Here is a 14,044-nt window from a genome sequence, read left to right as displayed (position 1 = left end):
CCGGCCGTCCCCGGAGCGGACCGTTCCGCTCGGCGGCCCCGGCCGACGGCTCCCGGCTGGCCGGTTCTCGACGACAGGTCCGAAAAACCGGATGAGAAATGACGCGTACCCGGCCTACCCTCACCGCGATGGCCGAGAACCAAGCCCCCGACACCGCCCCCGACTCCGAGACCGGCTCCGACCCCGAGCCCGGCAGCGAGCCGCCCGCCCCCCGCCGGTCGACGGTGCGCTCGCTGCTGCGCCTGTGGCCCTACGTCCGCCCGATCCGCGCCCGGCTGGCCGTCTCGGTCACCGCCGCGATGCTCGCCTCGCTCAGCGCCCTGCTGGTCCCGACCGTCCTCGGCCGGATCGTGGACGGCCCGATCGCCGAGCGCGACCTCGACGGCCTCTGGGCCCCGGCGGCGCTGCTGCTCCTGCTCGGCCTCGCCGAGGCCGCTCTGTTCTGGACCCGCCGGGTGGTGCTGGCCCGGCCGCTGTCCGGCGTCGAGACGGCGATGCGCGGCGACCTCTTCGCCAAACTCCAGCGGCTGCCGGTCTCCTTCCACGACCGCTGGGGCTCCGGCCAGCTGCTCTCCCGCGCCACCTCCGACATGTACACCATGCGGCTGTTCCTGGCCTTTCCGCTGGTCTTCCTGATCGTCAACACGGTGACCTTCCTGGTCGGCACCGCGCTGATGTTCACCCAGGACTGGCGGCTGGCCCTGATCGTGCTCGGCCCGGCCGTCCCGCTGCTGGTCCTCACCCGCCGCTTCGAAGCCGGTTACTCGGGCGCCGCCCGCCGCGCCCAGGACCAGAACGGCGACCTCGCCACCGTGGTCGAGGAGTCCGTGCTCGGCATCCGGATCCTCAAGGCCTTCGGCCGCCACCGCTCCATGGCGGAACGTTTCCGCGAGCACTCCCGGCAGCTGCGCCGCACCGAGCTGCGGAAGGCCGGCCTGCTCGCCAACCTGTGGTCGGTCATCGTCGGCCTGCCCGAACTGGCCCTCGGCTGCGCCCTCGCGGTCGGCGTCCACCTGGTCGCCCAGGACCAGCTGTCCGCCGGCACCCTGGTCGCCTTCCTGTCCACCGCGCTCTCGCTGCGCTGGCCGGTCGAGTCGCTGGGCTGGCTGCTCGCCTACGCCAACGAGGCGGCCACCGCCACCGACCGCTACTTCGAGGTGCTGGACGAGCCCGAGGCGGAGGCCGCCGAGGCCCCCGCGGGCAGCACCGCGGGCTCCACCGACACCCAGGACGGCATCCGGCTCACCGGCGTCCGCTTCCGCTACCCCGACGCTCCGGCCGACACCCCCGACCTGCTCCGCGGCGTCGACCTGCACATCCGCAGCGGCGAGACGATGGCCCTGGTCGGCGCCACCGGCAGCGGCAAGACCACCCTCACCGCCCTGCTCCCCCGCCTCTACGAGGCCACCGGCGGCAGCATCACCCTCGACGGCCGGGACATCCGCGAGTTCGACCGCACCCGGCTGCGCGAGCTGGTCGCGGTCGCCTTCGAGGAGCCCACCCTGTTCTCCGCCACCGTCCGGGAGAACGTCCTGATGGGCGCCCCCGGCGCGGACGAGGAGCGGCTGCACACCGCGCTCGCCACCGCCCAGGCCGGCTTCGTCGAGAAGCTGCCGGAGGGCGTCGCCACCGAGGTCGGCGAGCAGGGCCTCAGCCTGTCCGGCGGCCAGCGCCAGCGGCTCGCGCTGGCCCGCGCCGTGGTCGGCGACCCGGCCTTCCTGGTGCTCGACGACCCGCTGTCGGCGCTGGACGTGCACACCGAGGCGCTGGTCGAGCGCGCCCTGCGCCAGGTCCTCGCCGCCACCACCGCCCTGGTGGTGGCCCACCGGCCGAGCACCGTACTGCTCGCCGACCGGGTCGCCGTCCTCGCCGAGGGCCGGATCGAGGCCGTCGGCACCCACCAGGAGCTGCTGCGCGACTCGGCGCGCTACCGCGAACTGATGTCGGGCGAGGCCGCCCTCGTCCCCGAGGGGAGCACCGCCCGATGACCACCACCGTCGAACCCGCCGCCGCGCGCACCGACCCGGCCGCACCGGACGAGGAGGAGCTGCCGGCCCCGCCGGCCGACGAGGAGGACATCCCCGTCCCGCCCGGCGCGCCGCGCGCCCTGCTGCGCTCGCTGCTCGGCCCGCACCGGGGCCGGATCGCCACCGCCATGGCGGTGATCCTGCTCCAGCAGGCCGCGCTGCAGGCCGGACCGCTGCTGGTCGCCTTCGCGATGGACCGGGGCATCCCCGCCCTGCGCGAGCACGACTCCGGACCACTGGTCGCGGTGGTGGCCGCCTACCTGGGCTGCGCACTGCTGGGCACCCTGCTCCAGTGGGCGTTCATCAAGATCAGCGCCCGGGTCAACCAGGACATCCTGCTGGACCTGCGCGGGCGGATCTTCCGGCACGCCCAGCGGCTCAGCCTGGACTTCCACGAGCGCTACACCTCGGGCCGGATCATCTCCCGCGCCACCAGCGACGTGGACGCGCTGCGCGAGCTGCTCTCCGAGGGCCTCCAGGAGCTGCTGACGGTCTTCCTCTCGGTCTGCTCCATCTCGGTCATCCTGCTGGTGCTGGACTGGCGGCTCGGCCTGGCCTCGCTGGCCTCCTTCCTGCCGCTGTGGCTGGTCGCCCGCTCGTTCCGGCGCCGCTCGCGCCGGGTCTACCGGCGTTCGCGCACCGCCGCGGCCTCGCTGATCGTCCGCTTCACCGAGACCATGAACGGCATCCGCCCGGTCAAGGCGTTCCGCCGCGAGCGGGCCAACGACGCGGCGTTCGGCGTGGTGAACCGGCAGTCGGCCAACGCCACCGCGGACGGGCTGCTGGAGATCGCCCGGTACGTCGGCCTCTCCCGGGGGACGGCCAATGTGTGGAGCACCGGCGTGCTGCTGCTCGGCGCCTGGCTGGTCACCGACGGCGCCGTCGAGCTGGGCGTGCTGACCGCCTTCGTGCTCTACCTGCGCAGGCTGTTCGACCCGATCGACCAGCTGGCGATGTTCCTCAACAGCTACCAGTCGGCCGCCGCCGCCCTGGAGAAGATCGCCGGCCTGCTGGCCCACGAGCCGACCGTCGCCGAGCCCGCGGAGCCGAAGGAGCTGCCGGCCTCGACCCTGACCGGCCGGGAGGTGCGCTTCGAGAAGACCCGCTTCGCGTACCGCACCGGCAAGGAGGTGCTGCCGCCGTTCGACCTGGAGCTGCCGGCCGGGCAGACCGTGGCCGTGGTCGGTGCGACCGGGGCCGGCAAGTCGACGGTGGCCAAGCTGCTGGCCCGGTTCTACGACCCGACCGAGGGCCGGATCACCCTGGACGGGGTGGACCTGCGCGACCTCGCCGGTCCCGAGCTGCGGCGCGGGGTGGTGATGGTGACCCAGGAGTCCTTCCTGTTCTCCGGCACCGTCGCCGAGAACATCGCGATCGGCCGGCCCGGCGCCACCCGGGCCGAGGTCGAGGAGGCGGCCCGGGCGATCGGGGCGCACGCCTTCGTCGCCGAGCTGCCGGACGGCTACGACACCGATGTGCGCAAGCGCGGCGGGCGGATCTCGGCCGGCCAGCGGCAGCTGGTGGCCTTCGCCCGCGCGCTGCTCGCCGACCCGGCGGTGCTGATCCTCGACGAGGCCACCAGCTCGCTGGACGTGCCCGGCGAGCAGGCGGTGCAGCGGGCGATGCGCACGGTGCTGGCCGGACGGACGGCCGTGATCATCGCCCACCGCCTCTCCACCGTGGAGATCGCGGACCGGGTGCTGGTGATGGAGCAGGGCCGGATCGTGGAGGACGGCAGCCCGCGCGAGCTGATCGACGGTGCCGGGCGCTTCGCCCTGCTGCACCGGGCCTGGCGGGACAGCCTGGTCTGACGCCCCGCCCGCGGCTCTTCCCGCACCTTCCGAGTAACAGTCCATAGACCCTTTCATCCATTACCGAAAGGGTCTATGGTCATTCTCAGGGCTTACCGGCTCCGGGTTCGCGAAGGGGAACGAGCATGGTCGACCGTCAGCACTGGGAGCAGTGGCAGCGCAGCTGGGACCGGCAGCAGGAGTGGTACCTGCCAGACCGCGAGGAGCGGTTCCGGGTGATGATCGACCTCGTCGGGGCCGTGACCGGCCCGGCCCCGCGCGTCCTCGACCTCGCCTGCGGCACCGGCAGCATCACCGAGCGGCTGCTCGCCCGGCTGCCCGGCGCCACCAGCGTGGGCGTGGACCAGGACCCGGCGCTGATGACCATCGCCCGGGGCGTGCTCGGCGAGGACGAGCGGTTCACCCTGGTGACCGCCGACCTCAAGGACCCGGAGTGGGCCCGGACCCTCCCGCCGGGGCCCTTCGACGCGGTCGTGACCGCCACCGCCCTGCACTGGCTGCCCACCACCGACCTGGCCCGGCTCTACGCCGATCTGGCCGGACTGCTCCGCCCCGGCGGGGTGTTCCTCAACGCCGACCACATGCCGGACCCGGAGGTCCCGCTGCTCAACGCCGCCGAGCGGGCCCAGCGGCACGGACGGCAGGAGCGCGAGAAGGCCGACGGGGTCCTGGACTGGGAGTCCTGGTGGCTCGCCGCCGCGGCCGACCCGCTGCTCGCCGACCAGGTGGCCGCCCGCAACGCGCTGTACGGCTCGCACGCCGACGGCGAGTCCCACCCGGTCGGCTGGCACACCGAGCGGCTGGTGGCCTCCGGCTTCGCCGAGGCCGGGGTGGCCTGGCGCTCGGTCACCGACGCCATGGTGGCGGCCGTCCGCTGAAACCGGACGTCCACCGAACGGGCCGTCCGCCGAACAGGTCGGCCCGCTGAGCGGCGTGGCCCCTCGGACGGGGCGCCGGTCCGACCGGCGCCCCGCCCGGCGCGCTCAGCGCAGCAGGACCGCGTCCATGCCCGGCACCTCCGGCGGCAGCGCCACCAGGCCCAGCTCGGCGGGCGAGGCCAGCCGGGGGTGCGAGGGCAGCACCCGCACCGTGTAGCCGAACGGGCCGGTGCGGCCGAGCTCCAAGGAGCCCTCGTACCTGGTCCGCCCGTCGAGGTCGGGCCCGCCGACCGGCTTGAGCGCGAGCAGGCTGGCGTCCGAGATCCGGTCCGACTCGTCCACCCGGCCCGAGACCACCTGGACCTCGACGTCGGACGGCTCCAGCGGGCCGAGGGTCACCTGCACCCTCAGCGCCAGGGCGCTGCCCAGCTCCTGCGCCTCGTCCGGGCAGTCCGCCTCGACGTGCTCCACCCGGACGGCCGGCCAGGCCTCGCGCACCGCGGCCTTCCACCCGGCCAGCTCCCGGGCGGCGCGGTGCGCCCCGCTGCCGGCCAGCTCCCGCTGGGCCTGCGCGGCCGGGACGTAGAGCCGTTCGACGTACTCGCGGACCATCCGTCCGGCCAGCACCTTGGGCCCGAGGGTGACCAGGGTGTGCCGGACCATCGCGATCCACCGGTGCGGCAGGCCGTCCGAGCCCCGGTCGTAGAAGCGGGTGGCGACCTGGTCCTCGATCAGGTCGTAGAGCGCGGCGGCCTCGATGTCGTCGCGCCGCTCGGCCTCCCGGCTGTCCGGGTCGAGCACGCCGTCGCCGGTGTCGGCGGTGGGGATCGCCCAGCCGTTCTGGCCGTCGAACCACTCGTCCCACCAGCCGTCCAGCACCGACAGGTTGAGGCAGCCGTTGAGCGCGGCCTTCATCCCGGAGGTGCCGCAGGCCTCCAGCGGGCGGAGCGGGTTGTTCAGCCAGACGTCGCAGCCCGGGTAGAGGTGCCGGGCCATCGCCATGTCGTAGTCCGGCAGGAAAACGATCCGGTGCCGGACGGCGGGGTCGTCGGCGAAGGCCACCATCTGCTGGATCAGCCGCTTGCCGCCGTCGTCGGCCGGGTGGGCCTTGCCGGCGACCACGATCTGCACCGGCCTGGTCGGGTGCAGCAGCATGGCGCGCAGCCGCTCCGGGTCGCGGAGCATCAGGGTGAGCCGCTTGTAGGAGGGCACCCGGCGGGCGAAGCCGATGGTGAGCACGTCCGGGTCGAGCACCGAGGAGACCCAGCCGAGCTCTGCCTCGCCGGCCCCGCGCTGGTGCCAGGAGGCGCGCAGCCGGTGGCGGACCTCGTCGACCAGCTGGGCGCGCAGGGTGCGGCGGAGGTCCCAGACCTCGGTGTTGCCGATCCGCTCCAGACCGGTCCAGCGCTTGGTCTCGCCGGTGGTCATGGCCTCCTCGGCGCGGTCGGCGCCGATCTCGGCGGCGCCGAGCCGGACGACCGCCGGGTCGATCCAGGTGGCCGCGTGGACGCCGTTGGTGACCGAGGTGATCGGCACGTCCGCGGCGTCGAAGCCCGGCCAGAGGCCGTTGAACATCGAGCGGCTGACCTCGCCGTGCAGGGTGGAGACGCCGTTGGCGCGCTGGGCCAGCCGCAGGCCCATGGCGGCCATGTTGAACAGCTTCGGGTCGCCGCCGCGCCAGGTCTCGGCGCCGAGCGCGAGCACCTGCTCGACCGGGACGCCGGGGAGCGCGGTCTCGCCGCCGAAGTGCCGGGCCACCAGCTCGCGGTCGAACCGGTCGATGCCGGCCGGGACCGGCGTGTGGGTGGTGAAGAGGGTGCCGGCCCGGACCGACTCCAGCGCGGCCGCGAAGTCGAGCCCGGCGTCCGCGACCAGTTCGCGGATCCGCTCGACGCCGAGGAAGCCCGCGTGGCCCTCGTTGGTGTGGAAGACCTCGGGCGCGGGGTGGCCGGTGAGCCGCTGGTAGGCGCGCACGGCCCGGACGCCGCCGACGCCGAGCAGCATCTCCTGCAGCAGCCGGTGCTCGCTGCCGCCGCCGTAGAGGCGGTCGGTGACGTCGCGCTCGGCGGGCGAGTTCGCCTCGATGCCGGAGTCCAGCAGCAGCAGCGGGACCCGGCCGACCTGGGCCTTCCAGATGTGCGCGGCCAGGGTGCGGCCGCCGGGCAGGGCTAGGTCGACCCGGCTGGGCGTGCCGTCGGGCTCGCGCAGCAGGGTGACGGCCAGCTCGTCCGGGTCGAGCAGCGGGTAGCGCTCCTGCTGCCAGCCGTCCCGGTCGAGGGACTGCCGGAAGTAGCCGTGCCGGTAGAAGAGGCCGACGCCGATGATCGGGACGCCGAGGTCGCTGGCGGCCTTGAGGTGGTCGCCGGCGAGGATGCCGAGGCCGCCGGAGTACTGGGGCAGCGCGGCGGCGATGCCGTACTCGGGCGAGAAGTAGGCGATGGCGGCGGGGGGCGGCGCGGCGGCCTGCTGCGCCGCCGTCTGGTACCAGCGCGGGCCGGCCAGGTACTCCCGCAGGTCGTCGGCGAGGTCGCCGAGCCGGCGCAGGAACCTGCGGTCGGCGGCGAGCGCGGCGAGCCGGGCGGCCGGGACCTCCCCGAGCAGCCGCACCGGGTCCTCGCCCGTCGCGGCCCACACGTCCGGGTCCACGGACCGGAAGAGGTCCCGGGTCTCGGGGTGCCAGGACCAGCGCAGGTTGAGAGCCAGCTCGTGCAACGGCTGGAGTTGTTCGGGCAGGACGGTGCGGACGGTGAATCTGCGGATTGCCTTCACGGCGTGAAGCGTAGCCTCGCCCGATGGCATGATGGTGCGTCAGTTGGGCTATTCGGCATCCGTTCGGCCTATTGATGAGATCGCATTCGGCGCATTGGACTGCACGGGGGGCGCACGAGGCGCACTTTCCGGGGCGCCGCGCCACCAATACGTGAACACGGCGGAACAGATCCATTTCCACCGGCGGGCCCGCGCCCGATCACCTCCGAAACTCCGGCCGGACCGGTGCGGAATCCGCTCCACCGGTGCGAGGATGAACCGCGGTCGTCGATGCTGCGGGGAGTGCGGAGACGGGTGGCGTTCCCCCCGAAGCAGCACGTCCGAATCCTTTTCGTGTTGATCGTTCGTCATCCTGATTGGTCCATTCGGCGCCCATCGCGGACCGCCGCGTGTCCTCGCGATCATCCCGCTCGTTCACGGGTGGGTCGGGTCCTCCGGGGGCGCGCTCCGAGAGGCGTGCGCCGGGACGCGCGCGGGCTCTCGGGCCCTCCGCCACGGGCTCGGCGGGAGCGGGGCAGGTTGCCCGGAACGGCGGCGCGGGCAGGCTTCCGGTCGCAGGTCCTCCCCACCCAGCAGTCCTCCCGGTACTCCCCTGGCCCTGCCGGCCCGCGGGAGCTGCCGCCGATCTCGGGCAGGAGTTTGGCATGCACGGCGACACGCGGGACCAGTCCACACCGGTGGCCGACACCCTCGACGCAGCGGTCGCGGAATCCGCCGGACGGATGGATTCTGACGCTCGGACGGACGCGGCGATGCCGGGACCCCGGGGTGCCGGGGCAGACCGTACGGAGCGACCGGACGAGCCGGCCCGACAACCCGGGGCCGAGGACAGCCGGACCGCCCCCGGCCCGACCAGGGCCGCGACCCCGCGCGGGCGCACCACCGCCCGCGGCGCGAGCGCCTCCGAACCCGCCACCGGCCGGGCCGGGGGCGCCGCACCCGCCGGGAAGTCCGCCGCGCGCCCCGCCGCCGGCCGGGCCCGCGCGAAGCCCGCCACCACCCGCAAGACCGCCCGCACGACGACAGAGAGCGACACCGTGATCGGCCGCATCCCCGTCCTGGACGTCAGCCCCCTCGTCGATTCCGGCCGCCGCCCGGCCAAGGCGGTGGTGGGCGAGTCCTTCCCGGTCTCCGCGACCGTGTTCCGCGAGGGGCACGACGCGGTCGCCGCCAATGTGGTGCTCCGCGACCCCCGCGGCCGGGGCGGCCCCTGGACGCCGATGCGCGAGCTGGCCGAGGGCACCGACCGCTGGGGCGCGCACGTCACCCCGACCGCGCCCGGCCGCTGGTCGTACCTGGTCGAGGCGTGGTCGGACCCGGTGGCCACCTGGCGCAGGGCCGCGGCGATCAAGCTGCCGGCCGGGATCGACACCGCGCTCGTCCTGGAGGAGGGCGCGCAGCTGCTGGAACGCGCCGCCGCCGGGGTGCCGAAGAAGGAGGGCCGGGCGGTGGTGCTGGCGGCCGCCGAGTCGCTGCGCGACCCGGCCCTGCCGCCGCTGTCCCGGCTGGCCGCCGCGCTCGCCCCCGAGGTGCTGGAGCTGCTGGGCCGCTTCCCGCTGCGCGAACTGGTGAGCGCCTCCCGGCCGGTGCCGCTCCAGGTGGACCGGGAGCGGGCGCTGTTCGGCTCCTGGTACGAGTTCTTCCCCCGCTCCGAGGGGGCGGTGGTCGACCCGTCCGGGGTGGAGCCGCCGCGCTCGGGCACCCTGCGGACCGCCGCCGAGCGGCTGCCGGCGGTCGCCGCGATGGGCTTCGACGTGGTCTACCTGCCGCCGGTCCACCCGATCGGCCGAGCCTTCCGCAAGGGCCCGGACAACAGCCTGACGGCCGGCCCGCACGACGTCGGCTCGCCGTGGGCGATCGGCTCCCCGGAGGGCGGCCACGACGCCGTCCACCCGGACCTCGGCACGATCGAGGACTTCGACCACTTCGTCGCCGAGGCCACCGCGCTGCACCTGGAGGTGGCGCTGGACTTCGCGCTCCAGTGTTCGCCGGACCACCCGTGGGTGAACAAGCATCCGGAATGGTTCAGTCACCGGGCGGACGGCACCATCGCCTATGCCGAGAATCCTCCGAAGAAATATCAGGATATTTATCCGATCAACTTCGACCAGGACATGGACGGAATCGTCAAGGAGACGATCCGGGTCCTCCGGTTCTGGATGGCGCACGGGGTACGGATCTTCCGGGTCGACAACCCGCACACCAAACCGGTGATCTTCTGGGAGCGGGTGCTCGCCGACATCGCCCGCACCGACCCGGACGTGGTCTTCCTCGCCGAGGCGTTCACCCGTCCGGCGATGATGCACACCCTGGGGAAGATCGGTTTCCACCAGTCGTACACGTACTTCACCTGGCGCAACACCAAGGCCGAACTCACCGAGTACCTCACCGAGCTCACCGGCGACGCGGCGGCCTACATGCGCCCCAACTTCTTCGCCAGCACCCCGGACATCCTGCACGCCTACCTCCAGGACGGCGGCCGGGCCGCGTTCGCGATCCGGGCCGTCCTGGCGGCCACCCTCTCCCCCAGCTACGGCGTTTACGCCGGCTACGAGCTCTACGAGAACGAGCCGGCCCACCCCGGTTCCGAGGAGTACCTGCACTCGGAGAAGTACGAACTGCGCCCCCGGGACTGGAGCCGCAGCGACACCCTCGCCCCGCTGCTCACCGTCCTGAACCGGCTGCGCCGCCGTCACCCGGCCCTCCAGCAGCTGCGTTCACTGCGCTTCCACCCCACCGACAACGACCAGGTGCTCGCCTACTCCAAGACCGCCCCGACGCCCGACGGCCTCACCGACCACCTCATCACCGTGGTCAACCTGGATCCGCACCGCACCCAGGAGGCCACCGTCACCCTGGACGGGGACGGGCCGTACGCGGTCCACGACGAGCTCACCGGCGCCGCCTACACCTGGGGCCGGCACAACTACGTCCGGCTCGACCCCTCAGCCGAGCCGGCCCACCTCCTCACGGTTCGGAGGAACCCAGCGTGACAGTCAACGAGCCCGTCCCCGACACCTTCCCCGAGACCTCGAAGAAGAACCTGGACCCGGAGTGGTTCAAGCGTGCGGTCTTCTACGAGGTGCTGGTGCGGTCCTTCCAGGACAGCAACGGCGACGGGGTCGGAGACCTCAAGGGGCTCACCGCCAAACTCGACTACCTGCAGTGGCTCGGGGTCGACTGCCTCTGGCTGCCGCCGTTCTTCGCCTCGCCGCTGCGCGACGGCGGCTACGACGTGTCCGACTACAAGTCGGTGCTGCCGGAGTTCGGCGACCTCGCCGACTTCATGGAGTTCGTCGACGCCGCGCACGCCCGCGGCATGCGCGTGGTCATCGACTTCGTCATGAACCACACCAGCGACCAGCACCCGTGGTTCCAGGCCTCCCGGGAGGACCCGGACGGCCCGTACGGCGACTTCTACATGTGGGCCGACGACGACAAGCAGTACCCGGACGCCCGGATCATCTTCGTCGACACCGAGACCTCCAACTGGACCTACGACCCGGTGCGCAAGCAGTACTTCTGGCACCGGTTCTTCTCCCACCAGCCCGACCTCAACTACGACAACCCCCGGGTCCAGGACGAGATGATCGCCGGGCTGCGGTTCTGGCTGGACCTCGGCATCGACGGGTTCCGGCTGGACGCGGTGCCGTACCTGTTCGCCCGGGAGGGCACCAACTGCGAGAACCTCCCGGAGACCCACGAGTTCCTGCAGCGGGTCCGCAAGGAGATCGACGCCGACTACCCGGACACCGTGCTGCTCGCCGAGGCCAACCAGTGGCCGGAGGACGTCGTCGACTACTTCGGCGACTTCGCCTCCGGCGGCGACGAGTGCCACATGGCGTTCCACTTCCCGGTGATGCCGCGGATCTTCATGGCGGTCCGCCGGGAGTCCCGCTACCCCGTCTCGGAGATCCTCGCCAAGACGCCCAACATCCCGCACGGCTGCCAGTGGGGGATCTTCCTGCGCAACCACGACGAGCTGACCCTGGAGATGGTCACCGACGAGGAGCGCGACTACATGTACGCGGAGTACGCCAAGGACCCGCGGATGCGCGCCAACGTGGGCATCCGCCGACGGCTCGCCCCGCTGCTGGAGAACGACCGCAACCAGATCGAGCTCTTCACCGCCCTGCTGCTCTCCCTGCCCGGTTCGCCGGTGCTCTACTACGGCGACGAGATCGGCATGGGGGACAACATCTGGCTGGGCGACCGGGACGGCGTCCGGACCCCGATGCAGTGGACCCCGGACCGCAACGCGGGTTTCTCCTCCGCCGACCCGGGCAGGCTCAGTCTGCCGCCCATCATGGATCCGGTGTACGGCTATCAGGTGACCAACGTCGAAGCGCAGCAAAGCAGTTCGAGCTCGCTGCTGCACTGGACGCGTCGCATGATCGAGATCCGCAAGCTCAACCCGGCGTTCGGCCTCGGCAGCTACACCGAACTGCCCTCCAGCAACCCCGCGGTGCTGGCCTTCGTCCGTGAGTACGAGGGGGACCTGGTCATGTGCGTGAACAACTTCTCGCGGTTCGCGCAGCCGACCGAACTGGACCTGCGGCGGTACGGCGGACGGAATCCGGTCGAGCTGATCGGCGGGGTGCGCTTCCCCTCGATCGGCGAGTGGCCGTACCTGCTCACCCTGGCCGGGCACGGCTTCTACTGGTTCCAGCTCCGCCGGCCCGCCCGGCCGAGCGGAATCCCGCGGTCGAAGTAACGATCCGGCAGCCGCCGCGGACCTCACCGAACCCTCCGGGGGCGCGAGTTCGTACCCCGCGCCCCCGGTCGTCTCTGCACCACCGCGTACGGAGAACAGCCCAACGGCCACCCACACGAAGGCGTGACACCCGGGCCCAGCGCTCGCGTGCCGCGCCGCCGCGCCGCCGCAATCCGGAAGACTGACGGACCCGGCCAGACCCGTCGGGCGATCCGCCCAGCTCCTCCGGGGAAAGGGAGTCATGTCCGAAACCTCCCGTTCGCAAGTCCCCCTGCACCAGGACGCCTCCGCCGGCTCCGCCGCGCCGGCCGTCCCGCGGGGTACCGGGGTCCGGAGGACCGCCCTGGGGGTGAGCGAACTCGTCCAGGCGGCGCTGCCGCTGATCGCCGAGTGGCTACCCACCCAGCGCTGGTACGCCGGGAAGGGGCGTCCGATCACCGGCCTGACCCCCGTGGTCGGCACCCCCCTCCAGGTCGGCGACCCCGCCCTGCTGCACCTGCTGCTCCGGGTCGAGCACGCCGCCACCGCCGGTGTGCCGCACGGCGACCTGTACCAACTGCTGCTCGGCATCCGCTCGCAGGGCCCGGCCGGCATCGAGCCGACCGCCGTCCTCGGCCGGCTCACCCAGGGCCCGTACGACGGGGCGACACTGATCGACGCGGTGCACGACCCCGAGCTCACCGGGCGGCTGCTGGAGCACCTGGCCACCGGCGACCGGTTCGGAGCGCTGTCGTTCCGCCGCACCCCCGGTTCCGGGCTGCCCACCAACCTGCCCGGGCGCGCCTCCACCGCCGAACAGTCCAACAGCTCCGTCATCTACGGCACCTCGTACATCCTGAAGCTGTTCCGCCGCGTCCACCCCGGCACCAACCCCGACCTGGAACTCTCGCTCGCGCTCTCCCGGGCCGGTTCGACCCGCATCCCCCGGGTCGCCGCCTGGTTCGAGAGCCGGCTGGAACGCACCGAGCCGGCCACCCTCGGGCTGCTCCAGCGCTACCTCCCGGAGGCCGAGGACGGCTGGGAGCTCGCCCTCGACCAGGTCGGCCGACTGAAGGGCGACCCCTCCCCCGGCAACTTCGCGATCGAGGCGCACCGGCTCGGCCGGGCCACCGCCGAGGTCCACCGGGTGCTCTCCCGGTCGATGCCGGTGGCCCGGCTGGACCGGGGGCAGACCCGGCAGCTGGCCACCGCGATGGCGGACCGGCTGGACAGCGCGGTCGCCGCCGTCCCGGGGCTGATGCGCTACCGGGGCGCCCTCCGCTCGGCCTTCGGCCAGATGGCCGACGCCCACCCGGACGGCCTGGCGGTCCAGCGGATCCACGGCGACCTGCACCTCGGCCAGGCCATGCGCACCCCGCACGGCTGGGTCCTGCTGGACTTCGAGGGCGAGCCTGCCAAGTCGGTCGCCGAACGGCGCGAACCGCAGACCGCGCTGCGGGACGTCGCCGCGATGCTCCGCTCCTTCGACTACGCCGCCGCCCACCTGCTGGCCGGCGGGCCGTCCGACCCGGAACTCGCGCACCTCGCCGCCGCCTGGGCGCAGCGCAACCGCACCGCCTTCTGCGCCGGCTACACCGCGGGCGGCGGCACCGACCCGGCGGCCTCGCCGGAGCTGATGCGCGCGCTGGAGATCGACAAGGCGGTGTACGAGGTGGTCTACGAGGCCAGGCACCGGCCGAGCTGGCTGCCGATCCCGCTGGCCGCGATCAACCGGCTCGCCGTCACCGTCTGATCCTCGCCCTGCCGGCCGCGCCCCCTCGCCGGCCGGTCCGGTCCCCGCCCCACCGGGGGGCCGCCCCTCCTCCCTCTCCGCCTCTCCGCCTCTCCCGTTCTGCCGCCGGAGCC

The 14,044-nt window shown here is 73.3% G+C and carries 7 protein-coding genes; 6 read left to right on the top strand and 1 reads right to left on the bottom strand.

The genetic code is table 11. The features are described from left to right. Window positions 1-128: 128 nt before the first annotated feature. The 3 genes from OG715_RS27180 (at window position 129) to OG715_RS27170 (ending at window position 4,716) form a co-directional block, all read left to right on the top strand. Window positions 129-1,988, top strand: a complete 1,860-nt coding sequence (locus OG715_RS27180) for an ABC transporter ATP-binding protein (RefSeq protein WP_266271548.1) — start codon at window positions 129-131, stop codon at window positions 1,986-1,988. Beyond that, window positions 1,985-3,838, top strand: coding sequence for an ABC transporter ATP-binding protein (locus OG715_RS27175; protein WP_266271547.1), 1,854 nt, complete (start codon window positions 1,985-1,987; stop codon window positions 3,836-3,838). The genes OG715_RS27180 and OG715_RS27175 overlap by 4 nt, the downstream gene beginning before the upstream one ends. A 125-nt stretch (window positions 3,839-3,963) precedes the next feature. Beyond that, window positions 3,964-4,716, top strand: a complete 753-nt coding sequence (locus tag OG715_RS27170) for a class I SAM-dependent methyltransferase (RefSeq protein ID WP_266271546.1) — start codon at window positions 3,964-3,966, stop codon at window positions 4,714-4,716. Window positions 4,717-4,821: 105 nt separating this feature from the next. On the opposite strand, the gene glgP is transcribed toward OG715_RS27170, so the two are convergent. Beyond that, window positions 4,822-7,485, bottom strand: coding sequence for an alpha-glucan family phosphorylase (gene glgP / locus OG715_RS27165; RefSeq protein WP_266271544.1), 2,664 nt, complete (start codon window positions 7,483-7,485; stop codon window positions 4,822-4,824). 1,037 nt (window positions 7,486-8,522) lie between these two features. On the opposite strand from glgP, the gene OG715_RS27160 reads away from it, so the two are divergent. The 3 genes from OG715_RS27160 (at window position 8,523) to OG715_RS27150 (ending at window position 13,931) form a co-directional block, all read left to right on the top strand. Next, window positions 8,523-10,478 carry an alpha-1,4-glucan--maltose-1-phosphate maltosyltransferase gene (locus OG715_RS27160; RefSeq protein WP_266271849.1) on the top strand — a complete coding sequence of 652 codons (1,956 nt, stop codon included), beginning with the start codon at window positions 8,523-8,525 and terminating at the stop codon, window positions 10,476-10,478. Continuing rightward, the gene (gene treS / locus OG715_RS27155) at window positions 10,475-12,199 is read left to right on the top strand and encodes a maltose alpha-D-glucosyltransferase (protein ID WP_266271543.1); all 1,725 of its coding nucleotides are present in this window, start codon (window positions 10,475-10,477) and stop codon (window positions 12,197-12,199) included. The genes OG715_RS27160 and treS overlap by 4 nt, the downstream gene beginning before the upstream one ends. Window positions 12,200-12,440: 241 nt before the next feature. Then, window positions 12,441-13,931 (top strand): maltokinase N-terminal cap-like domain-containing protein, encoded by a 1,491-nt coding sequence (locus OG715_RS27150; RefSeq protein ID WP_266271542.1) that lies wholly within the window; start codon window positions 12,441-12,443, stop codon window positions 13,929-13,931. Window positions 13,932-14,044: the final 113 nt, after the last annotated feature.

Source organism: Kitasatospora purpeofusca (assembly GCF_036010405.1).
GTDB lineage: Bacteria > Actinomycetota > Actinomycetes > Streptomycetales > Streptomycetaceae > Kitasatospora > Kitasatospora purpeofusca.
The sequence above is the reverse complement of the archived record's forward strand: the minus strand, read 5'-3'. Positions and strand labels throughout refer to the sequence as shown.